This window comes from Rugosimonospora acidiphila, from assembly GCF_039543385.1.
GTDB classification, from domain to species: Bacteria; Actinomycetota; Actinomycetes; order Mycobacteriales; family Micromonosporaceae; genus Rugosimonospora; species Rugosimonospora acidiphila.
Genome location: NZ_BAABJQ010000025.1, coordinates 103696 through 128547 on the forward strand (window position 1 = coordinate 103696; position 24852 = coordinate 128547).

General features: G+C 70.3%; 20 protein-coding genes. 11 read left to right on the top strand and 9 right to left on the bottom strand.

The window, feature by feature from the left end; translation table 11 throughout:
- Window position 1: 1 nt before the first annotated feature.
- Genes boxB through ABEA87_RS32065 form a run of 3 tightly spaced genes read left to right on the top strand, consistent with a single transcriptional unit; the run spans window position 2 to window position 3908 of the window.
- Window positions 2-1426, top strand: a complete 1425-nt coding sequence (gene boxB, locus ABEA87_RS32055; protein WP_345635996.1) for a benzoyl-CoA 2,3-epoxidase subunit BoxB — start codon at window positions 2-4, stop codon at window positions 1424-1426.
- Complete coding sequence (locus ABEA87_RS32060; protein ID WP_345635997.1) at window positions 1423-3045, top strand: benzoate-CoA ligase family protein; 1623 nt, start codon at window positions 1423-1425, stop codon at window positions 3043-3045. Before boxB ends, ABEA87_RS32060 begins: the two co-directional genes overlap by 4 nt.
- Entirely contained in the window at window positions 3045-3908 is an 864-nt protein-coding gene (locus ABEA87_RS32065; RefSeq protein ID WP_345635998.1) for an amidohydrolase family protein, read from the top strand. Before ABEA87_RS32060 ends, ABEA87_RS32065 begins: the two co-directional genes overlap by 1 nt.
- Before the next feature lie 12 nt (window positions 3909-3920).
- Here ABEA87_RS32065 and ABEA87_RS32070 read toward each other — a convergent pair whose 3' ends face one another.
- From ABEA87_RS32070 to ABEA87_RS32090, 5 genes are all read right to left on the bottom strand, one after another.
- Window positions 3921-4742: a carboxymuconolactone decarboxylase family protein gene (locus tag ABEA87_RS32070; RefSeq protein WP_345636000.1), complete on the bottom strand. Its 822-nt coding sequence runs from the start codon at window positions 4740-4742 to the stop codon at window positions 3921-3923.
- Window positions 4739-5617, bottom strand: coding sequence for a 2-hydroxy-3-oxopropionate reductase (locus ABEA87_RS32075; protein ID WP_345636001.1), 879 nt, complete (start codon window positions 5615-5617; stop codon window positions 4739-4741). The genes ABEA87_RS32070 and ABEA87_RS32075 overlap by 4 nt, the downstream gene beginning before the upstream one ends.
- Window positions 5614-6447 (bottom strand): hydroxypyruvate isomerase family protein, encoded by an 834-nt coding sequence (locus ABEA87_RS32080; RefSeq protein WP_345636003.1) that lies wholly within the window; start codon window positions 6445-6447, stop codon window positions 5614-5616. The genes ABEA87_RS32075 and ABEA87_RS32080 overlap by 4 nt, the downstream gene beginning before the upstream one ends.
- Before the next feature lie 115 nt (window positions 6448-6562).
- On the bottom strand, window positions 6563-7429 hold the full coding sequence (locus ABEA87_RS32085) for a hypothetical protein (RefSeq protein WP_345636005.1): 867 nt from the start codon (window positions 7427-7429) through the stop codon (window positions 6563-6565).
- 70 nt (window positions 7430-7499) lie between these two features.
- Window positions 7500-8651 (bottom strand): isocitrate/isopropylmalate dehydrogenase family protein, encoded by a 1152-nt coding sequence (locus ABEA87_RS32090; protein WP_345636006.1) that lies wholly within the window; start codon window positions 8649-8651, stop codon window positions 7500-7502.
- A gap of 147 nt (window positions 8652-8798) precedes the next feature.
- Between ABEA87_RS32090 and ABEA87_RS32095 the strand changes: the two genes are divergently transcribed.
- Window positions 8799-9767, top strand: coding sequence for a peptidyl-alpha-hydroxyglycine alpha-amidating lyase family protein (locus tag ABEA87_RS32095; protein WP_345636007.1), 969 nt, complete (start codon window positions 8799-8801; stop codon window positions 9765-9767).
- 83 nt (window positions 9768-9850) lie between these two features.
- Here ABEA87_RS32095 and ABEA87_RS32100 read toward each other — a convergent pair whose 3' ends face one another.
- Together ABEA87_RS32100 and ABEA87_RS32105 are read right to left on the bottom strand one after the other, a co-directional pair.
- Window positions 9851-10963, bottom strand: a complete 1113-nt coding sequence (locus ABEA87_RS32100) for a PrpF domain-containing protein (RefSeq protein ID WP_345636008.1) — start codon at window positions 10961-10963, stop codon at window positions 9851-9853.
- 13 nt (window positions 10964-10976) lie between these two features.
- Window positions 10977-12404 (bottom strand): aldehyde dehydrogenase family protein, encoded by a 1428-nt coding sequence (locus ABEA87_RS32105; RefSeq protein WP_345636009.1) that lies wholly within the window; start codon window positions 12402-12404, stop codon window positions 10977-10979.
- Between the two features lie 256 nt (window positions 12405-12660).
- Between ABEA87_RS32105 and ABEA87_RS32110 the strand changes: the two genes are divergently transcribed.
- Complete coding sequence (locus tag ABEA87_RS32110) at window positions 12661-13563, top strand: dihydrodipicolinate synthase family protein (RefSeq protein ID WP_345636010.1); 903 nt, start codon at window positions 12661-12663, stop codon at window positions 13561-13563.
- Window positions 13564-13664: 101 nt separating this feature from the next.
- Window positions 13665-15212: a DUF4331 domain-containing protein gene (locus ABEA87_RS32115; protein WP_345636012.1), complete on the top strand. Its 1548-nt coding sequence runs from the start codon at window positions 13665-13667 to the stop codon at window positions 15210-15212.
- Here the strand turns inward: ABEA87_RS32115 and ABEA87_RS32120 are convergent.
- Window positions 15202-15648, bottom strand: coding sequence for a MarR family winged helix-turn-helix transcriptional regulator (locus tag ABEA87_RS32120; protein ID WP_345636014.1), 447 nt, complete (start codon window positions 15646-15648; stop codon window positions 15202-15204). The genes ABEA87_RS32115 and ABEA87_RS32120 overlap by 11 nt on opposite strands.
- A 144-nt stretch (window positions 15649-15792) precedes the next feature.
- Between ABEA87_RS32120 and ABEA87_RS32125 the strand changes: the two genes are divergently transcribed.
- The 5 genes from ABEA87_RS32125 to ABEA87_RS32145 all read left to right on the top strand — a co-directional run bounded on the left by ABEA87_RS32125 (window position 15793) and on the right by ABEA87_RS32145 (window position 23239).
- Window positions 15793-17229, top strand: coding sequence for an MFS transporter (locus ABEA87_RS32125; RefSeq protein ID WP_345636016.1), 1437 nt, complete (start codon window positions 15793-15795; stop codon window positions 17227-17229).
- 252 nt (window positions 17230-17481) lie between these two features.
- Window positions 17482-18267, top strand: coding sequence for a 2-keto-4-pentenoate hydratase (locus tag ABEA87_RS32130; RefSeq protein WP_345636018.1), 786 nt, complete (start codon window positions 17482-17484; stop codon window positions 18265-18267).
- Window positions 18268-18794: 527 nt separating this feature from the next.
- A complete protein-coding gene (locus ABEA87_RS32135) occupies window positions 18795-19928 on the top strand; it encodes a tripartite tricarboxylate transporter substrate-binding protein (protein ID WP_345636019.1) in 1134 nt (377 codons plus the stop codon).
- Between the two features lie 86 nt (window positions 19929-20014).
- Window positions 20015-20866 carry a hypothetical protein gene (locus tag ABEA87_RS32140; protein WP_345636021.1) on the top strand — a complete coding sequence of 284 codons (852 nt, stop codon included), beginning with the start codon at window positions 20015-20017 and terminating at the stop codon, window positions 20864-20866.
- Between the two features lie 84 nt (window positions 20867-20950).
- Window positions 20951-23239 carry a tripartite tricarboxylate transporter permease gene (locus ABEA87_RS32145; protein ID WP_345636023.1) on the top strand — a complete coding sequence of 763 codons (2289 nt, stop codon included), beginning with the start codon at window positions 20951-20953 and terminating at the stop codon, window positions 23237-23239.
- Window positions 23240-23822: 583 nt separating this feature from the next.
- Here the strand turns inward: ABEA87_RS32145 and ABEA87_RS32150 are convergent.
- Entirely contained in the window at window positions 23823-24536 is a 714-nt protein-coding gene (locus tag ABEA87_RS32150) for a YoaK family protein (protein WP_345636025.1), read from the bottom strand.
- Window positions 24537-24852: the final 316 nt, after the last annotated feature.

The window sequence follows — 24852 nt, forward strand, 5'->3', positions numbered from 1 at the left end:
CATGGATACTACGACCGCCGACTATTCCGAGAAGATTCCCAACAACGTCGAGCTGAACTCCGACCGCCGGCTGCAGCGGGCGCTGGAGTCCTGGCAGCCCAACTTCCTGAACTGGTGGTCCTCGATGGGGCCGGCGCTGCCGACCCGGGACGTCTACCTGCGCACCGCCGTCAACGTCGGTCGGGAGGGCTGGGCCCACTTCGGCCACGTCGCCATGCGGGACTACCGCTGGGGCATCTTCCTCGCCGAACGGGACCGGGAGCGGCGCATCGGGTTCGGTGCGCACAAGGGCGAGCCGGTCTGGCAGAAGGTGCCGGGGGAGTACCGTGCCGAACTCCAGCGCCTGATCGTCATCCAGGGCGACACCGAGCCGGCCTCGGTCGAGCAGCAGCGCAACCTGGGCGCCACCGCGCCGAGCCTGTACGACCTGCGCAACCTCTTCCAGGTCAACGTGGAGGAGGGGCGGCACCTGTGGGCGATGGTCTACCTGCTGCACGCGTACTTCGGTCGGGATGGCCGGGAGGAGGCCGAGGCGCTGCTGCACCGCAACTCGGGCAGCGAGGACGCGCCGCGCATCCTCGGCGCGTTCAATGAGGAGACGCCGGACTGGTTGTCCTTCTTCATGTTCACCTACTTCACCGACCGGGACGGCAAGTACCAGCTCGGCACGCTCAAGGAGAGCGCCTTCGATCCGCTGTCGCGCACCTGCGAGTTCATGCTCAAGGAGGAGGCGTACCACATGTTCGTGGGCACCACCGGCGTGGACCGCGTGGTGGAGCGCACCGCGCAGGTGATGCGGGAGCACGACACCGATGAGGTGGTCGCGCACGGCGCGATTCCGCTGGACGTCATCCAGCGCTACCTCAACTTCCACTACAGCGTCTCGCTCGACCTGTTCGGTGGGGAGACCTCCACCAACGTGGCCAACTACTTCACCGCCGGGCTCAAGGGACGCTGGTCGGAACAGCGCCGCGCGGACGACCACCGGCTGACCGACGACTCCATCATGGTGGACACGGTCACCGAGGACGGCGAGATCGGCCAGACCGAGGTATCCGCGCTGATCGGGCTCAACACCGACCTGCGCCGGGAGTACATCTCCGACTGCGAGACCGGCGTCGCCCGGTGGAACCGAGTCCTGGCCGAGGCCGACCTGCCGCAGCGGCTGCGCCTGCCGCACATCGCGTTCAACCGCAAGGTGGGCGCGTTTTCCGGCATCGAGGCGGCACCGGATGGCGAGCAACTGTCCACATCGGACTGGGAGGCGCGCAAGGATGCCTGGCTACCCACGGACGTCGACAAGACCTACGTGCGCTCGCTGATGCGCCCGGTGTACGAACGGGGCAAGATAGCCTCCTGGATAGCTCCACCCCGCAACGGCATCAACGGCAAGCCGTTCGACTACGAATACGTGAACCTGCCATGACTGATGGAGATCGGGCGCTTGACCGCGACGCCTCGTCCCTCGGCGCCGCTGGCGCCCGCGTGGCGACGGGACTCTTCAACGCGGCCGAGTACCTGCTCGACCGGCGGGTACGGGCGGGGGACGCCGACCGTCTCGCGCTGACCGGCCCGGGCGGCGACGTCACGTACGGGCAACTGCTGGATCGGGTGCGCCGCGCCGCCGCCGCCCTGGTCGACCTCGGGCTGCAGCCGGAGCAACGGATCCTGCTGTTCATGGCCGACTCGCCGGAGTTCGTCACGGTGTACCTGGCGGCGATGCGCATCGGTGCGGTACCGGTGCCGGTCTCCAGCATGCTGTACGCCGACGGCCTGGCCGAACTGCTGCGCGACAGCCGGGCCCGCCTGCTGGCGCTGTCGCCCGGCTTCGTCGCCACCGGCTACCAGGCGGCGAGCCAGGCACCCGAGCTGCGCGGCATTCTCGTGCCGGGGCCGGCGGCGGACGGCCCGGTGCCGGTGCGTGATCTCGACGAGCTGTGCGCGGCGGCCACCCCGATCGACACCGTGTACCCGACGGTCGAGGACTCGCCCGCGTTCTGGCTCTACACCTCGGGCACCACCGGCACCCCGAAGGGCGCCATGCACCGGCACGGCTCGGTGCGGGTGGTCTGCGAAACGTACGGCAGCCAGGTGCTCGGCATCCGGCCGGGTGACCGGACCATCTCGGCGGCCAAGGCGTTCTTCGCCTACGGGCTGGGCAACTCCCTGCTGTTCCCGCTGTCCGTGGGCGCCACCGCGATCCTGGAGCCGGCCCCCTCGCGGCCGGACACCATCGCGGCCCGCGCCGCCGAGTACGGCGCGACGCTGTTCTTCGCCGGCCCCACGTTCTTCGCCGCCATGCTGCGCGCCGACCTCAAGCGCGACGCGCTGGCCGGGGTGCGACTGGCCGCGTCGGCCGGGGAGGCCCTGCCCGCCGCGCTCTACCAGCGGTGGACCGAACACTTCGGGGTGGACATCCTCGACGGCATAGGCATGACCGAGATGCTGCACATCTTCCTGTCCAACCGGGAGGGTCAGGTGCGTCCGGGGACCACCGGGGTGGCGGTGCCCGGGTACGACCTGCGCGTGGTGGACGAGGCCGGGCTGGACCTGCCCGACGGGCAGCCCGGCACCCTGCTGGTGCGGGGCGCCTCGACCGCCACCGGGTACTGGGAGCGGTACGACGCGTCCCGGCTGGTGTTCCAGGGCGAGTGGCTGCGCACCGGCGACACGTACGTCCGCGACGCCGAGGGGTATTACACCTGCCTCGGGCGCACCGGCGACATGCTCAAGGCCGGTGGCATCTGGGTCTCTCCGGCCGAGGTGGAGACCTGCCTGCTGGCCCACGAGGCGGTGGCCCAGGCGGTCGTGGTGGCCGCGATCGACCCGGACGGGCTGGAGAAACCGGTCGCGTTCGTGATGTTGAATCCCGGCCACGAGGTAGGTGAGCGGGAGCTCATCGAGTTCTGCCAGCGGCGGCTGCCGTCGTTCAAGCGGCCCCGGCGGATCAGCTTCGTGTCCGGCTACCCGACCACCGCCACCGGCAAGGTGCGCCGGGTCGAACTGCGGGAGGCCGCCGCGGCGGCCCTGGAGGTGACCGCCTGATGCTGGACGGACACCTGCTCGTCGACGCGCACCAGCACGCCGCCAGGCTGCCCACCCTCAAGCCGGCCTGGCGGCGCTGGGCGCACGACTTCGGCGGGGACTCGGTCATCGAGCGGCTGTACGACGCCGAGGGTGCCGTGGACCCGGGCCGGTTCGACGCGTACCTGGCGGCCGAGGGCGTCGACGTGGCGCTGCTGCTGTCCGAGTACAGCCCGAAGGTCACCGGCATCCAGCCCATCGAGGACCTGCTGCCGCTCGCGGCGCACAACGCCGACCGCGTCCGGGTCATCGCCAACCTCAACCCGCACCTGCACTACCCGATCGACGAGGAACTGCGCCGCCAGCTCGCGCTCGGCGCCGTCGCCCTGAAGATCCATCCGGTACACGGCGGCTTCGCGGCCAACGACCGCGCGCTGTACCCGGCTTACGAGATCTGCCAGGGCGCCGGGGTGCCGGTGGTCGTGCACTGCGGCACCAGCACGTTCCCGGGCTCCGCCAACGCGTACGCCGACCCGATCCTGCTCGACGACGTGCTGCGTGACTTCCGCGACCTGGATGTCGTGCTGGCGCACGGCGGCCGGGGCTGGTGGTACGACGCGGCCGCGTTCCTGGCGCTGTCCAACGAGCACGTCTGGATCGAGCTGTCCGGGCTGCCGCCCTCCCGGCTGCGGGATTACTACGCCCGGCAGAACTGGGCGCGGCTGACCCGCCGGATGATCTTCGGTACCGACTGGCCCGGCGTGCCCGGCATCGCGCACAACGCGCGCGCGGTGGCGGCGCTGTGCCCGGACGACGAGACCGCCGGGCTGGTGTTGGGCGGCAACGCGGAGCGGGTGTACCGGCTGAAGACCTACCGGCGGTGAGCCGTCCGCCGGCTACCGCGGCTCGGGCAGCAGCGGGTTCGGCGGCCGGAACACTTCCAGGGCCAGCGCGAGCATGCCGTAGTACCCGACCAGCCAGGTGAGCACGGCCAGCTGTTCGTGGCCCAGCACCCGGACGGCCTCGGCGTAGTCCTCGTCGTCCAGCCGGCGGTCCCGAGCCAGCAGGCCGGCGATCCGCACCATCGCGCGTTCCCGCTCGTTCAGCCCGTCGGGGACTCGCCCGTCGAGCAGCCGCCGCAGCGCCGGCGTGTCCAGCCCGGCGGAGCGGGCGGCCGGCTCGTGCGACCACCACTCGAACTCGCTGCCCAGGGTGGCGGCGACGGTCAGGATGGCCAGCTCACGACCGCGTTCGGGCAGGCCACCGAACCGGATGGCGGCGCCGAGCCGCTGCACGGCGTCGCCGACCTGCGGGGAGCGCAGCATCACGTCGAACGGGCCGAGCAGCCGTCCCGACCCGTCTGTCAGCGGCACGGTGCCGGCCTGCGCGCCGCGCGGGCCCTTCGTGATCGCGTCGTACAGGGCCCGGGCGGCGCTCTCCAGCTCCGCCGGGTGTTGCAGCTCGCAGCGCGGCCGTGCCGGGGCCGGCCGTCCGGTCAGCTCGCCAGAATTCGGGTCGGAGTCCGGGTCGCGGTGCGGGTCGGGTAGCGAAGCCCCGTGACCGCTGGTCGGGATCGCCGCGCTCTCCGAGTGGGACCGGGCGGCCGGGCCGCCGGCCGGGGTCGAATCCGGGCGCCGCGCACCGACCGGCCGCTGCCCGCCCAATTCCGGGGCGGACAGCGTGCCGGTGGCGCGCACCCGGCGAGGGTTGGCTCTCACCGGGTGCTCGACAATCCCTCGACCACCTTGAGCAGGCCGCTGTGGTCGAGCGAACCGAGTCCCTGCGCGCGGGCCGCCACGAACAGCTGGGCGACCACGGCGGTGACCGGCAGCGAAAGCCCGGCGTCCCGGGCCGCGGCGAGCACGATGCCGAGATCCTTGTGGTGCAGGTCGATCCGGAAGCCGGGCTGGAACTGGCGGGCGAGCATGTTCGCCGCCTTGAGGTCGAGCACCCGGTTGCCGGCGAGCCCGCCGGCGAGCACCCGGACCGCCGCGTCAGGGTCCACGCCGGACGCCTCGACCAGCAGCAGCGCCTCGCTCACCAGCTCGATGATGCCGCCGACGAGCAGCTGGTTGGCGGCCTTGACGATCTGACCGGCGCCGGTCGGGCCGACGTGCTCGATGGTCTTGCCGACCGCCTCGAACACCGGGCGGGCGGTGGCGAAGTCCTCGGCCGCGCCGCCCACCATGATCGACAGCGTGCCGTCGATGGCACCCTTTTCCCCGCCCGACACGGGCGCGTCCAGGGTGCGTACCCCCTTGGCCGCGGCGGCCTTCGCGACCGCCGTCTCGGTCTGCGGGGTCACGGTGCTCATGTCGATCAGCAGCTGACCCGCCCGCGCGTGCGCGAGCAGGCCGTCGGCGCCGAGCACGACCTGCTCGACGTCGGGGGAGTCGGGCACCATGAGCACCACTACCTCGGCCGCCGCGGCGACCTCGGCGATGCTGCCGGCCGCCCGGCCGCCCGCCGCGACCAGGTCGCCGGCCGACTCGGGGCGGCGGCTGTAGCCGATTACGTCGAACCCGGCCTTGACCAGGTTGACCGCCATGGGTCGGCCCATGATGCCGAGCCCGATGAATCCGACGACCGTCACGCGAAGGCTCCGTTCTCGCCCCGCGACTCGCGCGGCAGCCAGCTCAGGCTCTCCTCGGTGGACCCCTCGGGCCGGTACTCGAGGCCGACGCACCCCTCGTACGCGTTCTCCTCCAGGGCCGCGAACAGCGCGGCGTAGTCGATCTCGCCGGTACCCGGCTGGTGGCGCCCGGGTGCGTCGGCGATCTGGACGTGTCCGACGTACGGCAGGTACTCGTCGACGATCTTCCGCCAGTCGAACCCGTTGCGGGTCAGGTGGTAGAAGTCGGCGAGCAGGCGCACGTTGCCCGCGCCGCTCGCGTCCCGCACCCGGTCGATGACGGCCAGGATCTGGTCGGGACCGGTCAGCGGGTAGGCACCGTTCTCGCCGCTGGCCAGCGGCTCCAGCAGGACGGAGCCGCCGATCGGGGCGACCGCCTCGGCGGCGAAGGACAGGTTCTCGACCGCCACCTCGTCCTGCCGCTCGGGGCTCACGCCGTCGACCCGCACCCCGTAGAGCGCGTTGAACAGCGAGCACCCGGTCTGCGCCGCGATGCTCGCCAGGATGTCGACGGAGTCCCGGAACTCGCTGGTGCGGCTCGGGATCGACAGCACGCCCCGGTCACCGGCCGGCATGTCGCCGCCGTAGAAGTTCAGCGCCTCCAGCCGGACCCCGGCGTCGGAGATCGCGGTGACGAAGGCGTCCACCTCCCGCGAGTCCGGAACCGGCTCGGCAAACGGCCACCAGCTCTCGATCACGTCGAAGCCCTGTGCCTTCGCGGCGGCGGGCCGTTGCAGGAGCGGCAACTCGTTGAACAGCAGCGAGATGTTGACGTCGTAACGCAGGCTCATGTGTTCGCTTTCCACAGCGGATCGGTCGGAAAGGCCCTGGGGGCCGGGGATTCCGCGCCGCACGGCGACCGGGTGTCCGGCCGCCGTGCGGCGGTTGCGTCAGGCGGCGGTTGCGTCAGGCGGCGGAGAAGGTCGGCAGCTTGGCGTAGAACAGCTCGGCCGGCTCGGCGGCGGTCAGCTCGACCACCGCGTCGGCGGCCTCGGTGCTGAACCCGCTGAGCGTGTCGTGCTTGGTGCCGTCGATCAGCACCGTGCCCGTCTTGAGGAACATCACCTCGACCGCCGGCTGGGTGCCCAGCTTGAAGGTCGCGCCCGCCTCGATCTTGATGAAGCCGAAGCGGATCTCCTTCTCGGTGAAGGTGCCCATCCACTTGTGCGAGACGCCCGGCGCTTCGGCCTCCTCGACCCACGGGTACGCGGCCGGGTTGAACATCAGCAGCCGGTCGTACCGGGGCTCCGGGTAGACGATCTGCTCGCCGCGGTTCTCCTCGTAGATGGCCTCGGCGGCGTCCTGGTTGCGGTGCTTGCCCTCTTCGTCGACCCAGCTGTACATGCCGTTCTTGAACTCGCCGCCCTTGGCGACCAGGGCGTCCATGCCGGCCTTGAGCTCACGGGCGGTGTCGTACCCGTACCCGCTGGGGCCGGCGAACTGCAGCACGATCATCGACAGGTCGGGCTTGCGCACCTGGGGCCCGTACCAGCACGACTCGGGGAAGTAGGAGACCCAGCCCTCGGGAACGATCGTGTTGTGTCCGATGATCAGGTCACCGCGCAGCGGGTGCCGGATCTGCTCGAAGTTGTGCCGGTGCCGGGGGGTCTTCCAGTCGTCCTTGTTGCCGCCCGCGCCGTAGGACAGCTTGTAGTTGTCGATCGCGCCCTCGGTGCCGGTGACCAGCATCCGGCTGTGACGCTTTCCGCTGCTGCGCAGGTCGCCCGCTACGGCGAAGAAGTCCTGGCTGTCGTTCGGGTTGCCAATCTGCATGGTGGCGTCCTGTCGTCGACCTATGAAGTTTGGATAATACGTATGCAGTATACATGCAGCTCGTAGACGCTCAAGGCGTCGACGGCTCCCGCTCTACCTCGGGTGCGCCACCCCTCAGGTGCGCCACCACGGCCCGGCTCACCGCGTCCGGGCCGCCGATCGCGGAGCCGTCCCGCCGGATCTGGATGTCGCCGGCGGCCAGCGCGGCGCTCGTGGCGTCCCGGATGTCGTCGCCGCCGGCCCGCTCGCCGAGGTGGTCGAGCATCATCGCGGCGGCCAGAATCTGGCTGAGCGGGTTGGCCAGCCCGCGTCCGGCGATGGCCGGCGCGCTGCCGTGGATCGGCTCGAAGTACGCGGGGTCCGCCGGGTGCGACGACCGCCGCGCCGGGTCACCGCGCAGGGCGCCGCCGACGTTGCCGGACGGGCACATGGCGATCCCGCCGACCGTCCCGCCACCGAGGTCGCTGAGGATGTCGCCGAACAGGTTCTCGGTCACTATCACGTCGAAGTGCTCCGGCCGCATGACCAGCGCCTGCGCCGCCGCGTCGACGTAGAGGCACTCGGCCTCGATGTCCGGGTACTGCGCCGCGACCTCGAGGAACACCTCGCGGAAGAAGAACATGCTGCGCAGCACGTTGGCCTTGTCCACCAGGGTGACCCGGTGCCCGCCGTCGGCCGGTGCGCCGGACCGGCGGGCGGCCAGCTCGAACGCGTACCGGGCGATGCGCTCACAGCCGTGCCTGGTGACCAGGAGAGTGTCGGTCATCGCGCGCTCGTTGCCCACGCCCCGGCCCCGGGCGAGGTACAGCCCCTCGGTGTTCTCCCGGACGATGACGTAGTCGATGTCGCCGGGCTCCGCCCGTACCCGGGACTCGATGCCCGGCAGCAGCTTGATCGGCCGTACGTTGGCCCACAGGTCCAGGCCGTTGCGCAGGACACCGCCCAGCAGCCCGGCCTCGGTCCCGTCGGGCAGGCGCACCTCGGGCAGCCCGACCGGCCCCTTCAGGGTGGCGGCCGAGCGCCGGACGACCTCGATGGCCTCCGGGGTCATCGGCACGCCGTCGCGCAGGTAGGCCGCGGCCCCGCCGTCCACCGTGGTGGTCGAAAGCGAGAACCCGTGCCGCGAGCCGACCGCCGCCAGCACCGACAGCGCGGCCTCGACGAGTTCCGGCCCGATGCCGTCGCCGGGGATCACCGCGACGGGATAGCTGGTGTGCTGCACGGTCAAACTCCCTTGTTCTGCATGTATATTACATACGATTTACCGTACACGCTCGCCGGGGCGGTACCGGCGGTGATCGGCGACGAAGCCTTGGCGATGGAGTCTTGGCGACGAAACCTCGGCGACGAGGGTGAGGAAGGAGACCACATGGCCGTGGTGCTCGGACAGGGATCCCACACGTACCGGGTCGAGGAGGGCTGGGGCACCCTCCCCGAGGGCTGGGACCTCGGCGACGTCGCCGGTACCGCCGTCGACGCGCAGGACCGGGTCTACGTGTTCAACCGCGGGGAGCACCCCATGATCGTCTTCGATCGGGACGGGAACTTCCTCAACTCGTGGGGCGAGGGCTTCTTCCCCCACGCGCACGGCGTCTTCATCGCCCCGGACCAGACCCTCTACTGCACCGACGACGGCCGCCACACGATGACCAGGCACGACCTGGACGGCACGCTGCTGATGAGCATCGGCGTGCCCGGTGAGGCCGCCGGATACCACAGCGGCGAGCCGTTCAACCGGTGTACCCACACCGCGCTTTCGCCCGAGGGCGACATCTACGTCTCCGACGGGTACGGCAACGCGAGGGTGCACAAGTTCTCCCCGGACGGGCGGCTGCTGCTGTCCTGGGGCGCCAACGGCATGGCGAGCGGCGAGTTCAACCTGCCGCACAACATCGTCTGCGACGCCGATGGCTGGGTCTACGTCGCCGACCGGGAGAACCACCGGATCCAGATCTTCGACGGCAACGGCAGGTTCGAGGCGTGCTGGCGGGATGTCGTGCACCGGCCGTGCGCGCTGTACCTCACGCCCGGCCCGGACCCGGTGTTCCTGGTCGGTGAGCTGGGCCCGTCGATGAACTTCAACCGGGGCGCGCCGAACCTCGGCCCGCGCCTGAGCGTGCTGAGCACCACGGGCTCGCTGATCAGCCGGCTGGAGGTCACCCCGGCGATGGGGCTGGGCCCGGGGCAGTTCATCTCGCCGCACGGCATCGCCACCGACTCGCGCGGCGACATCTACGTCGCGGAGGTGTCGGTGACCGGGTGGCCGCAGCTGTTCCCGGGCAAGCCGATGCCACGACCGATCCGCAGCCTGCAGAAGCTGGTACGCGTCGAGGGATGAGCCGCGCCCGGCCCACCCGCCGGTACGCGTAGGGGGCCCCGGCCGCCACCGGAGCCCCCTACGCCGTCGAACACAGGGTCGAGCTATGGCTTGCGCAGCCAGACCGTGCCGGACATCAGGCGGCGCGCGGTGCGCACGACGCCCACCGACCGCACCACCGGAACGCTCCCGGTGGCGTCCACGTCCGCCGTCACCACCACCACGCCCTTCGGGTGGCGGATGCGCAGCGGACCGGTACCGGCCCGGCGCAGCTCGGCGGCCACCGTGCCCGGGGTGGCCGCGGCGGCACCGAGGCACAGGGCCGCGGTCATCGGCAGCGCGTGATGGATCTTCCCCATGGACACACCGAGCGCCAGGACGTCGGCGCTCTCGTCGCCGTCCTCCGGGGTCTGCAGCATGACCAGCTTCGGCACCACCGGGGCCGAGAGCCTGGCGTCGCGCCAGTCCGCGACCGCGCCGACCAGCGCGCTGCACCGGCCGCGCAGCGCCTCGACGCGTTCCAGCAACTCCTCGTCCTTGTTCAGCTCGGCGGCGGTCAGGCCGCCCAGCGTCAGGCCGAACTGGCTGGCCCGGACGAAGACCATCGGGTGGGTGACATCGAGGAACGAGATCTCGTACTCGGTGCCGTCCGCCTCGACGGTGTCGCGCACGTGCCCGGTCGGCAGGGCGGAGCCCAGGACCCCGCCGGCCGGTTCCAGGTAGTCGGTGACCACGGGCGCGCCCGGCGACGGTACGCCGGGGATCGACAGGTCCCCGTCGACCGCCGCCACGCCATCGCGCACCTGGACCCGCGCCACGATCACGGTCTTGGTGTTCCCGTTGTACAGCCGGACGGTGGTCTCCGGCTCGACCGCGGGCACCAGACCCTCATTGATCGCGAACGGGCCCACAGCGGTGGTCAGGTTCCCGCAGTTACCGTCCCAGTCGACGATCGGGGCGTCCACGCCGACCTGGGCGAACCAGTAGTCGACGTCGGCCTCCGGCCGCTGGCTGCGGCTGACCACCACTGCCTTGCTGGTGCTGGAGTGGGTCCCGCCGAGCCCGTCGATCTGCATCGGGTCCGGCGAGCCCAGGATGTCCAGCAGCACCCGGTCGCGCTCCGGCCCGTGTGGCGGCAGGTCCGCCTCGTGCAGGAACACGCCCTTGCTCGTCCCGCCGCGCATGATCACGGCGGGAACCGTGCCGGCTTGGCTCATCGCGTCCGCTCCCTCAGGAGGTCCACTCGAGGCTGAGCAGCGTCTCGAGCGACATGTCCTTGACCGCGTACGCCGGCCCCTCGATGCCGTGGCCCGAGGCCTTCAGGCCGCCGTACGGCATGATGTCGACCCGGCTCGACGAGGTGCCGTTCACGTGCAGCGTGCCGACGTCCAGCCGGTTGGCCAGGTTCAGCGCGCGGTCCAGGTTGTGCGTGAACACGCCGCTGGCCAGGCCGTACGGCGTCGAGTTGATCTCATCGATCACCTCGTTGTCGTTCTCGTACGTGTAGATGCACACCACCGGGCCGAACGCCTCCAGGTCGTGCATCTTCATGCCGGGCTTGACCCCGCGCAGCACGGTCGGCTGGATCACGGTGCCCTCCCGGGTGCCGCCGATCAGCAGCTCGGCGCCGCTGGCGACGGCCTCCTTGATCCAGGCCTCCACCCGGTCGGTGGCCTGGCTGCTGATCAGCGGGCCGACCGTGGTCTTCGAGTCGCTGGGGTCGCCGACGTGCAGCGCGCCGGTCGTGGCGAGGAACGCCTCGGTGAACTGCTGCTCGACGTCGCGGTGGACGTAGATCCGCTGGATCGAGGTGCACACCTGGCCGGCCTTGCGGAACGCGGCGTTGGCGGTGTTGGCCAGCATCCCCTTGTCGATGACGGCGTCCTGGGCCACCACCGTGCAGGAGATGCTGCCCAGCTCGAGCTGGGTCTTGCGCAGCCCGGCGCTGCGGTGGATGGCGGCACCGGTGGCGGTCGAGCCGGTGAACGCGATGTAGTCGGAGCGGTCGTCGGCGACGAGCGCGGCGCCCACGGTCTCGCCCGGGCCGTGCACCACGTGCATCCACTGCGCCGGCAGGCCGGCCTCGAACAGCACGTCGGCGAGCACGTTGCCCGGCGACGGGGTCTGCTCGGCCGGCTTGAGCACCACGGCGTTGCCGGCGGCGAGCGCCGGACCGATCTTGTGGGCGATCGTGTTGACCGGCGAGTTGAACGGCGTGATCGCCGCCACGACGCCGATCGGCTTGCGGATGGTGATGCCCATCCGGTTCTTGGTGTTGGGGGCGGAGCCCAGCGGGACGGACTCGCCGCCGAAGCGGATCGCCTCGTCGGCCGAGAGCAGCATGGTCTCGATCGCGCGGTCGACCTCGCGGCGGCCATCGGCGACGGTGAAGCCGGCCTCGACGCGCTGCTGCTCGGCGAGCTCGTCGGAGTGGTCGGCCAGCAGGCGCGCGGCCTTGCGCAGGATGTCGGCCCGATCGTGGGAGGTCAGCGGCGCCTCGGTACGCGCCACGCTCGCCGAGCTCAGCGCCTCATCGATGTCCGCTTCGGAGGCGATGTGGAGCTGTCCGGCGACGGTGTCCGTGAACTTGTCGCTGATCGGCATGCGGTTGGCGCTCTCGCGTGCCTTCCCGTTGATACGGCCGGTTACCTCGTACATGAATACCTGTTCCCCTGACTGGACTCGGGTCGGCGTCTTGTATGCACACTACAATATCCAGTATTTCGCGCTCCGCCAGCGACCGACGGCCGCGAATCGACCGGCTGCGCGGGCGACCGGGCGACCGGGGGAGCGGCGGCGGGTGGGTCCTGTCGGTCGGCGGGTGGCGCGGGGTGTGACCCGGGTCGCTCCTCACGAGCGATTGTAGATCATATGCGGTATACAGAGGATCCGACAATGGAGAGGCGGTCCCAGGATGGCGAACCCCGCTGACGTGACGGTGGCGTTGCTGACCCCGGTCGACGAACAGGGGCGGGTCGACCACGTCTCGCTCGAACGGCTGGTGAAGCGGACGCTCGCTGGCGGCGTGACGGGCATCAGCCCGCTCGGCTCGACGGGGGAGGGCTACAGCCTTCCGCTGTCCGAGCGGCTGGCCGCCACCGACACCGTCGTGCGTACCGTGCCGGACGGTACCCCGGTGATCTGCGGGGTGTTCGCGCACAGCCACGAGCAGGCGATCGACGAGATCGCCGCCTACGCGGAGCGGGGTGCCACCGGTGCGCTCCTCGCCCCGCCGAGCTACTACCCGCTCAACGCCGCCGAGCAGCGCGACTACCTCACCCGGGTCGCCGACGGCTCGGCGCTGCCGCTGATCTTCTACAACATCCCGGCGTTCACCAAGGTCTCGCTCGCGACCGCGGTGCTCACCGAACTCGCCGCGCACCCGAGGGTGGTCGGCGTGAAGGACTCGTGCAAGGACTTCGGGTACCTCACCAGCCTGCTCGACGCGCTGGCCGCGGCGGGCGTACCGGCCGAGCGTTTCGGCGTGTTCACCGGGACGGACGCCATGCTGGTCGCCTCGCTGATCGCCGGTGCCCGGGGGACGATCTGCGCGAGCGCCAACCTCGTCCCCGAACTGCCGGCCGGCATCGCCGCCGCGATCGCCGCGGGCGACCTGGACGAGGCGCGGCGCATCGAGACGAGGCTGCGGCGCATCGTCACCGCGTGCCGGCTGGGCGGTACGCCGACCGGGATGAAGGCCGCCGTCGCCGCCGCCGGGATCTGCGACCCGTGGATGGTCTCGCCGCGCCGGCCGCTCGGCGACGCGGACCGGGCCACCCTGGTCGCGTCCCTGACCGACCTCGGCGTGCTGTCGTAGTTGCCTCGCGGGGGTGGCGCGCGCCGCCCCCGTCGCAGCCGCCCATCCCGAATATGAGTATTCGACCGTATTAACGCCTTCCTTGCGCTTTTCTGATTGTTATGCGGGAAAGCGCGGCGCTCATCCGGTCGCGGGGACGGCGCCCGGGCCACCCGGCCGCCGCCCCGCTCGGCCCGGCCCTGGCCGGCGCGGCGGTCGTCGGCCTGGCGGTGCTCGGTCCGGTGGCGCTCGGTCCTGTGGGGCCCGGCCCGGTCGCCCCCACCGGGCTCGTCGGGCCGCCGCCCGGCGCGCCCGCCTACCGGGAAGCGTCGCTGGCCGCCGCCGACCCGCGGCTGGACGCCGCGGACGTGTACGCGTTCGTCAGCCCGGAGGACCAGGACACGGTGACGCTGATCGCCGACTGGCAGCCGTTCGAGATTCCGGGCGGCGGGGGACCGGACTTCTACTCGTTCCTGCCCGGGGCGCACTACGACATCAACGTCGACAGCGACGGCGACGCCCGGCCCGACGTCACGTACCGGTGGGTGTTCACCGACGTGGACAAGCGCGGCGGCACCACGTTCCGGTACGACAGCGGGCCGGTTGACGACCTCGACGACCCGGACCTGCTGTTCAAGCAGTCGTACACGCTGACCCAGATCCGTGACGGCCGCTCCACCACGCTGGTCGGCCACGGCGTGGCGGCGCCGTCGGACACCGGCGCGGCGTCGATGCCGGACTACGCGGGGCTGCGCCGCCAGGCCATCATGCCGATCAAGGGTGGCGGCCGGGCCTTCGCCGGGCAGGCCGACGATCCGGCCTTCCTGGATCTGCGCCTGTTCGATCGGTTCTACGGCGGGGACCTGTCCGAACGCGGCCGCGACGGCCTGGCCGGGTACAACGTGCAGACGATCGCGCTGCAGGTGCCCAAGTCCGACGTGGCAATGGGCGGCGACCCGGGGCGCAACCCGGTCATCGGCGTGTGGAGCTCCGCCGGGCGGCCCAGCCAACCGCCGGCACCCGGGCAGACCGCCCCGTCCGGCGGCATGGTGCAGGTGTCGCGGATGGGAAACCCCCTGATCAATCAGATCATCTCGACGGCCGACATGAAGGACGCCTTCGACGGCAGTCCGCCCGACCAGGACGCGCAGAACCAGGCGCTGCTGGGCAGGATCACCGATCCCGAGGTGCCCAGGCTGCTGGAGTCGAGCTACGGGATACCGGCGCCGGCGGCGCCGCGCAACGACCTGGCCGAGATCTTCCTGACCGGCCTGGCGAAGGAGGCGCCCACGCTGGATGGCACGGTGGCGCCGATCCCGACCGACCTCAACGGCCAGGTCCTCAACCGCGACATGGAGAGCGCGGCGGTCGTACCCGCCGAGGAACTGCGGCTGAACCTGGGCGTACCGGTGACCGCGCAGCCGCGGCGGCTTGGCGTGCTGGCAGGCGACGACCAGGGGTTTCCCAACGGGCGGCGGCTGACCGACGACGTGGTCGACATCGAGCTGCAGGAGCTGGAGGGTGCCGCGCAGACCGGCACGCGGGTGTCGCGGCTGGCCGCCGGCGACAAGGTCAACGCCAATGACCTGCCGTTCGGCGACCAGTTCCCGTACGTGGCGCTGCCCCACGACCGACCCGCGGACCCGTCGGGCGGCGGGGTCACGTCGTGAGCGTGGAGCCCGCCGACTTCAGCTCGTCGGCGAGCGCCTCCAGCGCCGCCAGCGCCGCGGACAGGGTGTCGACGGTGGCGGCCGGCAGCCGGTCGAGGCAGTCCGAGACGACCTTGGTGCGTAGGTCGCGGAGGCGATCGTGTACCAGCTGGCCCGCGGGTGTGATCTCCACCCGGACCGCGCGCAGGTCGGCTGGGTCGGACAGCCGGCGGATCAGCCCGTCGTCGTCCAGCCGGCGCACGATCCGGGACAGCATGCTCGGGTTGAGTCCCTCGAGTTCGCCGAGCTCAGCGAGGCCGATCGGCCCCCGGACCGCGACCAGTCCGAGCACCGAGGCCTGGCTCGGGGTGAGCCCCTCGCCGGTCGACGTCACGTTCAGCTGCCGGGCGAGCCTGCCGATGACTCTTCGCAGGCGGGCCACGTGTTCGGCCTCCATCACAGCTCCCCAAGGTTGATTGCTTGTCGGCAAGCAATTAATATCGCAGATCATGGGCTCCACTGAACCAACGGGGCGGAGACCCCACCCCGAACCATTTCCCACGTCTGCGATGAAACGGCCGGATCCCCAGCCTGATCCGGCGTGAGCAGGGTCGAGTCGGACCAGCGGATCGTCGGCGGGCGCACGAGTGCCGCCGGACCCACTCCGACCGATGCCCTGCCCGAAGTTCTGCCTCACCGCCGTCTGATCTTCGCGATCGTGTCGATAGCGCTGTTCATGAGCTCGATCGACCAGACGATCGTGGCCACCGCCTTGCCGGCCATCGAACACGATTTCAGCGCTCACATCAACTGGAGCGGCTGGACCATCACGATCTACGCCCTCGGGCAGGTCATGGCCATGCCGCTCGCCGGGAAGATCAGCGATCAGTTCGGCCGCAAGAAGGTCTTCCTGATCGCCGCCGTCGTGTTCATCGCCGCGTCGTTGTCCTGCGGCTTCGCCACCAACATCCAGACCCTGGTGGTACTGCGGGCGGTGCAGGCGATCGGCGGCGGTGCCTTCATGCCCTCGGCCACCGGGATCGTCTCCGACCACTTCGGTAAGGACCGCGACCGGGCGCTCGGCATGTTCAGCAGCATCTTCCCGATCGGCGGCATCGTCGGGCCGATCATCGGAGGCGCCTTCGTGGCCGCCTGGTCCTGGCGCGGTATCTTCCTGGTCAACGTGCCGATCGGGATCGTGCTCATCGTGTTGGCCACGATCTTCATTCCGCGCGGCGTGACCCGGCGTACCGCCCGTACCGACCTGCGCGGCGTGCTGCTGCTCGGCCTGCTGATCCTCTCCGCGATGTTCGGCATCACTTACCTCGGCAGCGCCAGCGTCTCGCTGGACAGTCCCGTCTTCCTGGGCTCCGAGGCGGTCGCCCTCGTCGCCGCCTGGCTGTTCGTGCGGCACTCGCGCACGTACCCGGCGCCGTTCATCCCGTTCCAGCTGCTGCGCGGCCGGGGCTTCGGGACGATGAACCTGATCAACCTGCTGTACGGCGCGGCGGCGCTCGGATTCGGCGCGCTGGTGCCGCTGTACGCCGAGAACCGGTTCGGGATCACCGCGCTCGCGGCCGGTACGCTGCTGACCGCCCGCGCGGTGGGCATGATCTGCGTGGCCGCGCTGGCGGTCGCCGCCCTGCGGCGCACCGGGTACCAGCTGCCGATGATCGTCGGGTTCGTCGTCGTGGCCGGCGGGCTGGCCCTGATGTCGACCACCCCCCGGGGCCTGACGCCGTACCTGTGGCTCGCGGTCGCCGCGGCCATCACCGGCGTCGGTATGGGCATGTCCACCCCGGCCTCGAACAACGCCAGCATGCAGCTGGCCCCCGACCAGGTGGCGGCGATCGCCGGGCTGCGCGGCATGTTCCGGCAGTCGGGCGCCATCATGGCGGTCTCGGTGACGACGACGATCGTGGCGCGCAGCGCCGATCCCGGCATCGCGCAGGCGCACATCTTCGCGGCCTTCGCCGGGCTGCTGATCTTGGCGATCCCGCTGGTGTTCCTGGTGCCCGACCATCGGGGCAGCTGGTGAGCGCGCCCGCGCCCTGATCCTCGGTCGCGGCCCGCGCCCGGGTCCGCCTACGAACGACCGACCGGCCGGTTCGAGACGCGCGACGCGTCCGGGCCGGCCGGTCTCGTGTACCCGCGGCTTCGCGCCCGCCGGTTCGTGTCTTGGCTCCGTCCCCGGCAGCCGTTCGTCCCGACGACATATTCGCTACAGTATGCAAAATACCGAGCGCCGGGAGTCAACGGCTGCCGGCGCGGAGCGAAGGGACCACGCCGAATGAACTCCGATCACAGCGCCGCCGCCGACGTCATGTACGCCGCGGCGCAGGCCGGCCGCCTCGATCCGGGGCGGGCGGAGGTGTTCGACCGGTACGACGGCGCCTCGGTCGTCGACGGTGAGGCGATCCAATTGGCCGTGCTCGACCGTCACCGGCAGGCCGGCCAGCGGGTGGGCGGCTGGAAGGTCGGGCTCACCTCGCGGGACGGCCGCGACAGCATGGGCGCCGGCGTCCGGCCGTTCGGCTTCGTGCTGGCCGGCCGGGTGCTGGCCTCCGGTGCCGAGGTGTCGCTGTCGGCGATGGGTACCCCGTCGGTCGAGCCCGAGATCTGCCTGACCATCGGCGAGCGGTTGAGCGGCACCGACGTCACCGTAGAACAGGCGCGCGCCGCGGTCGTCTCGGTCGCCGCCTCGTTCGAGGTGCTGGAGAAGCGCGTTCCCGGCGAGCTTCGCCGGCCCGTGATCCGGGTGGCCGACGCGCTGGGCCAGTGGGGGATAGTGGTCGGCCCCGAGCACCCGGCCGGCGTGGCGCTGGACTCGCTCACGGTCGGGCTGCTGCGCGACGGCGAGCCGGTCGGCACCGCGACGTCGACCCCGGACATCCTCGACGACCCGTACCTGTCGCTGACCCGCGCCTGCCGCGAGCTGGCGCGCTTCGGCCTCGCCCTGGAGCCGGGCCAGCGCGTGATCACCGGTTCCCTGCTGCCGCCCGCGGTCGTCAGCGGACCCGGCGAGTGGCGGGCGAGCTTCGGGCCGATCGGCGAGGTGGCCGTCCGTTTCGTCTAGCCGCGCCCGATCGGCGGTCCGGCCGGTCCGGGAATCCGTCCCCGGGTCTCTGTATTTTTGTAGTTAGTGTGGTGTATACAGAGGACCTAACGAACGTTTGACATTCCCCGGAGAGGGCGGTGGCGTGGGGCCGCAGGAGTTCGTGACGTCGTCGAGAGCACCGTGCGCTGGCCGGATGCTCCTCGATCCCCGATCCGTGACCGGGGCTCGAACTCCCGCGGCCGACCGGCGTTGGGGAGACCCCGCGCCGTTCGCCGGCGGATCAGGGGCGGGATTGCCACGCTCACCGCGCCCGGGTCAAGCAACCTGTTCCACCTTGGGGGACCCCGTCGTGGGTCGCTCGATGGCTGCCTACCTGCGGCAATGGTCGTTCCCGAGTCCGTGAGGTTTCGACTCGGAAAACTATTGCCTGGCCGGAGTATACAGTCTACTGTCTACCGCATTGCAGAGTCGGCATGTGATCTCGCTGGCTTCGTGATGACCGGACGCTTGCTTGTTCGAAGCGACCATCCGCTGAGAGGAAATTGATGAAATCCATTGTTTCCACCCCGCGTCGCCGCATCGTTTCCATCGCAAAGCCCGCGCGAGTAGCGCTGTCGGCGTTGGTTCTGGCCGGTGGCCTGGCGGGTTGTGCGCAGAAGGCGGACTCGAGCACCGGCTCGGGGGCCTCGGGTGCGTCGGCCGCGTCGGCCTCTCCCGATCCGCAGTATTACAGCGGTAAGACGATCACCTGGGACGTTCCGGGTGCGCCCGGTGCGAGCTTCTACACGACCGCGACGATCCTCGGACCGCTGGTCGGTAAGTATTTGCACGCCACCGTCAACATCGTCTCGATCCCGGCCGGCGCCACCATCGCCGGCCAGAACCAGGCCGCCGCCGCTCCGAACAACGGCCTGACGATCGGGACCCTGAACGTCAGCGCGAACGTCTCCAACGCCGCCACCAAGCAGCCGGGGATCAACTTCGACATGCGCAAGGAGGCCTTCATCGCCGGCCTCCCGATCAACCCCGACGTCGTGGTGGTGCAGCCGAACTCGAAGTACAAGACCTTCGACGACCTGGTCAAGGCCGCGCCGTCGGTGAAGTCGGCGGACTACTCCGGATCGATCGACATCCTGCAGAAGGGTGTCTTCGGCGCCTACGGGATCAAGGCCAAGCTGATCTCCGGGTACGCCAGCGTGCCGGACCAGGTCGCCGGGTTCCTGCGCGGCGACGCGGAGTTCGCCGTCAACCAGGTCCCCGGGCTGGCCTCCTCGATCGCCGCGGGTAAGGCCCGGCCGCTGCTGGTGACCTCGCCGATCCCGGCGGGCACCGCGGGCTACGCCCAGCTCAAGGACGTGCCGGACATCGCGACGTACGCCGCGCAGCACAAGCCCCAGACGGCCCAGCAGCAGCAGGCGCTGCAGGCCATGCTGGCCCTGTTCGGCGCCAAGGCCGTCAACCAGGTCGTCTTCTCCCCGGCCGGTACCCCGCCCGGCGCGGTGGCCTCGCTGGCCGCGGCGTTCAAGTCCGCGATCAACGACCAGGGTGCCCAGAAGGCGTTCATCAACGCCAACCTGTCTCCCGGCTACCTGTCGCCGGCCGACACCGCGGCAGCGATCGATCAGGACATCAGTCTCCAGGGCGCCATCTCCAACGCGGTGACCGGTTACAAGAGCTGATCTGGGTGGGTCCGGGGGAGCCGCGGTGGCGGCGCCCCCGGACCCCTCCGGTGAATCCGACCCGAACTCGTGAGACTGAGGATGCTATGAAGATCAATCACGCCGACCTCGCGGACAGCTTCTACGAGGTCGCCGGCAACATCCGCAGCGGGGAGCGCACCGTCAAGGCCCTGCTGACCGGCCGGGAGAACGCCGCGGACAACTACAAGCTGGCGTACTCCTACGGCGAGAAGGGCTCCGAGTGGGCCACGCCCCGCCACCGGCACGCGTTCGAGCAGGTGCGCCACCCGCTGGAGGGCGACTACTCGATCGGAAAGAACAAGGTCCTGCGCGCCGGCTGGGTCGGCTACTTCCCCGAGTCGGCCTACTACGGCCCGCAGGTGATGAGCCCGAACCTCAAGATGGTCGTGCTGCAGTACGGCGGCCCGAGCGGGCGGGGCTTCTACAGCATCCCGCAGCGCAAGGCGGCCATGGATGTGCTCAAGACCAAGGGCACGTTCAGCAACGGCATCTTCAGCTGGGTCGACGAGCAGGGCACGCACCACAACCAGGACGCCGGCGAGGCGGTCTGGGAGCAGATGTTCAACGAGAAGATGGTCTACCCGCCGTCCCGGTACGAAGACCTCATCATGATCAACCCTGCCAACTTTGACTGGATCAAGGACGAGAACGTCCCCGGCGTCTCGCACAAGCGGCTGGGCACGTTCAGCGAGCGCGACGTACGCATCGGGTTCATCAAGGTGGACGCGGGCGCGTCGCTGCGCTTCGGCGCCGAGCGCGCGGCCGAGGTGCTGTTCCTGAAGGAGGGCTCGGTCCAGCACGACGGCCAGGCTCACCCGCGGCTCAGCGCGTTCAGCAGCGAGGCGGCCGAGACGCCGGAGACTCTCGAGGCTCTCGAGCCCACCGAGTTCTTCTACGTCAAGATGCCCACCTTCTAAAACCAGTCCCACTCCGGCACCGGCCCGAAACGATTTCGGCCCGCCGCCCCCGAAGCCGATGAGAGTTTAAGGATCGGTTCTGCGATGCTGCACAACCTTGTCCACGGGCTAACCGCGCTCAATAGTGGCTCGGCCATTGCCTATCTGGTATTGGGCTCGGTACTTGGCGTATTCATTGGCGTGATTCCCGGGCTCGGCGGTTCAGTCGTGCTCAGTATCGTGCTGTCATTGGCGTACCACATCGACCTGACCGGCACCCTGTGCCTGTTTCTCGGTGCGCACGCCGGAAGTTATTTCTCCGCGTCGGTGACCTCGATTCTGCTTAATACCCCGGCTCACCCCGAGGCGTTCGCGGTCACCTTCGACGGATTCCCCATGGCTCGCAACGGTCGGCCCGGCCGGGCGCTGGGCATCTCGGCCGCGTCGACCATGGTGGGCGGCGTCATCGGCTGCCTGGTGCTGATCGGGTTCGTCCAGATCATCGACCGCCTGCCCAACCTGTTCCATCCGCCGGAGTACGTCGCCCTGGTGCTGCTGGCCGTGATCCTGGTCGGGACGCTGGGCTCCAACTCGGTGGCCAAGCCGCTGATCTCGGCGGGTCTGGGCATCATGGTCGCCTCGGTCGGACCGTCGCTGATCACCGGCACCTACCGGTACACCTTCAACCAGGTCGGGCTCTACGGCGGCATCTCGCTGGTCGCCGTCGCGCTGGGCGCGTTCGCGATACCCCAGATGGCGATGGTGTTCGGCACCGCCACCACGACCTCTAAACAGGACATGACCGGCAAGGATGTCGGCCCGGCGCAACAGATCGAGCTGGGTGGCAGCTTCGGCCGGCAGGTCCTCGGCGGCATCGCCGAGACCTTCCGTCACAAGCTGCTGCTCCTCCAGTCCGGCCTGGTCGGTTCGCTGGCCGGGATCGTGCCGGGCATCGGTGGCTTCGCCGCGAACTTCATGTCGTACGGCATCGCCCAGCAGACCGTGCGCAAACGCAAGGGGCAGTGGGGCACCGGCCTCGCCGAGGGCATCATCGCGCCGGAGGGCTCCTCGCTGGCCAAGGAGGCGGGAAGCCTGGTGCCGATCATCGGCCTGGGCATCCCGGGCAGCGTCGGCGGTTCGCTGTTCATCGCCGCGCTGACCATCAAGGGCATCAAGACCGGGTACGGCTTCTCGACCAGTTACCCGAGCCTGCCGTACGAGATGGTCTGGATCCTCGCGCTGTCCGGCATCCTGGGCACCATCATCGGCGTCATCATCGCGCCGATCCTGGCCCGGGTGACGAAGGTGCCGGGTCCGATCCTGGTGCCGTTCATCCTCGCGCTCGCGGTGCTCGGCCCGTTCCTGGCCAGCGTCGAGTACTTCACCGTCTACGAGGTCTTCGTCTTCGGCATCCTCGGGCTGCTGTTGAGACGGCTGCGGTACTCGCTCGCGTCGTTCGTCATAGGCCTGGTGCTCGGTCCGACCTTCGAGAACAACGTCTACCTCACGCACAACGTGTACTCGGGGTTCTCGTTCCTCACCGCGCGCCCGGCGGCCGACGTCATCTTCCTGATCGCGATCCTGGTGCTGGTCGTCAAGGTCGTACAGATCCGGCTGGAGAGCCGCAGGGCGACCGCCACGCTGGCATCGACGCTCACCCACATCGATGATCCGCAGCGGCGGATCGCCGTGGCCCGCGACCAGATCCGGCGCGATGTCCGGTTCCCGCTGCTCAGCGTCATCATGACCGGCATCCTGATCGCGCTGTCGGTGTTCTTCGTCGTCTACGGCTGGCAGCAGTACGACCTCGCGACCAAGCTGATGCCCATCATCGGTGGGGTGTTGGTCGCGATCCCGGCGATCATCCAGCTGCCCAACGACATCCGCCGCTACGTGCTGTGGCGGGGCGCCCGCAACGCCCCGTCCGGCATGGCCGAGGCGCCGTCGGACGCCCCGGACGGCGGATCCGAGGCCGCGCCGGTGCCGGAGCCCGAACCGGTGCTCGTGGGTGGTCGGCGGGGTTCGGTGCTGAGCGCGGTCGCCAACGGGCCGCAGGGCACGCTCGGGGCGCAGCCCGCCCTGGCCACCGCGGTGGCGCCCGGGGGCATCGCCGCCATCCGGGAGAACGCGTGGGGCCGGCACGGCCAGTACACCCGTGAGTTCATGACGTTCGTGTGGCTGTTCGCTCTGGTCGCGGTGTGCTTCGTGTTCGGCTTCCTGTGGGGGATCCCCGCGTTCTGTCTCGCGTACGGCATGACCTGCACCCGGCGGTTCATCAAGACCCTGATGTTCCGCGCGGTGTTCTCCGTGCTGTCCGCGGCCGGGATGTGGCTGTTGACCTACGAGGCGTTGAAGTTCGCGCACATCGTCTACCTGCCGCAGATCACCTTGTAACGCACCCCAACCGGTGCGGGACTGCACCGCCCGCACCCCGCCCCCTTGCCGTGGACGTCACACCCCACGGCGAGGGGGCGGATCTGTTTGTCCGCAGGCGTGTGCGCCGGGCGGGTGCGGCCGGAACCAGCGGGCTCACCGCGGGCTCCGGCCATCGTCGGGTGGTCCGTCAACCGTTGGCGCGGCACGGCATCGAGGCTGTAGGCCCGCGGGCCTACAGCGCGGCATCCGTTGTCACCGCTGAGGAGCCGGGGCAGTGGATGACCCGCGATGGGTGTGGGCCGCCTCCCCATTCGACAAAGGGCGCGTCCCTCGCCCGGCGAGGGCAGCCTCCCTCGCCACGCGAGGGACCGTCCTCACCAGTCAAGGGGGCCGTCCTCGCCACCTGAGGGGACCGTCCTTGCCGCGCCAGGGGATCGTCCTTGCCGTGCGAGGGGATCGTCCTTGCCGTGCGAGGGGATAGCCCTTTGCCCGGCACGGGGATCGCCCCTTGCGGGGCGGGGGAGCGGCCCGGGGCTCTGCCGGGAAAAGCGAAGTGGCCCCGCCCCAACGGGGCGGGGCCACTTCGGGGCCGGGGAGCGGCTCAGCGGTTGAGGACCGTCTGCGCGCTGACTATCACGCCTACCAGGATCACCAGCGGCACGGCCGGTGCGGCGGCGGGCACCTGGATGGCCAGCAGCCCGCCGAGCGCCGCACCCAGAACCAGCGCGCAGAGCACCCCGATCGACCGGCCGTTGCCCTGCGCACGGCGGCGCAGGACGAGCGAGTGCACCACGGTGGTGAGGGTGCCGGTGAGGTACGTGGTGGACAGCCCGGACACGTTGAGCCTGAGGATCGCGCTGCTCTGGATGCCCAGCGCCAGGGTGCTGAAGATGAGCAGGACAGTCTGCAACACGCCCGTCGGACCCGAGTGACCCGCCCACCAGCCGCACGCGACCCCCACGAACAGGGCGAGTTCGACGAGCAGGGCCACGGTCAGCGCCAGCGGCCAGATCGGGTCGTCGTCCCGGGGCTTACCCACGATCCGGGATCCGGCGATGGTGCCGGCGATGTAGGACACCACGGCCAGCGCGGCGTGGCCGAACGCCGACACGTCGCCCCGCCCGATGGACAGCCCCATCAGAACCATGTTGCCGGTCATCACGCTCGTGAAAACGTTGCCCAGCTTGATGAACGTCGTGGCATCGGTGGCACCGGTCAGGAGGGTCAGGGCGATCATCAGCCCGTCGCGGGTACGCAGTCCCGCGGACAGGGGTGCGCTGACCACCACCGTGTCCTTGGCTGGTGTCTGGGTCACTGGGCGGCTCGCAATCTGCTAGGTCCGCGCGGGGGGTCGACGAGAGAATTCGTGCCGGGGCGGGACCATGCCTCGGCGTTGAGGCGTCCATCACCCTCTCGCCGCACGCGGATCGGTCCGGGCGCTAAGGTTGTCTATTCCTGCCCCGACATCCGGACCGGATGTGCGCGGCATGGTCGCCAGCGGGTCATCTGCCGACGTCTTCGAGCGACGGCAGGGCCTCATCCGGAGGCAGGACATCGAGGCGACGAAAACGGTCGGCTTGACTCGCGGGAACCAGAGGAGCGTAGCCCGACTGCGTAGCCAACATATGGTA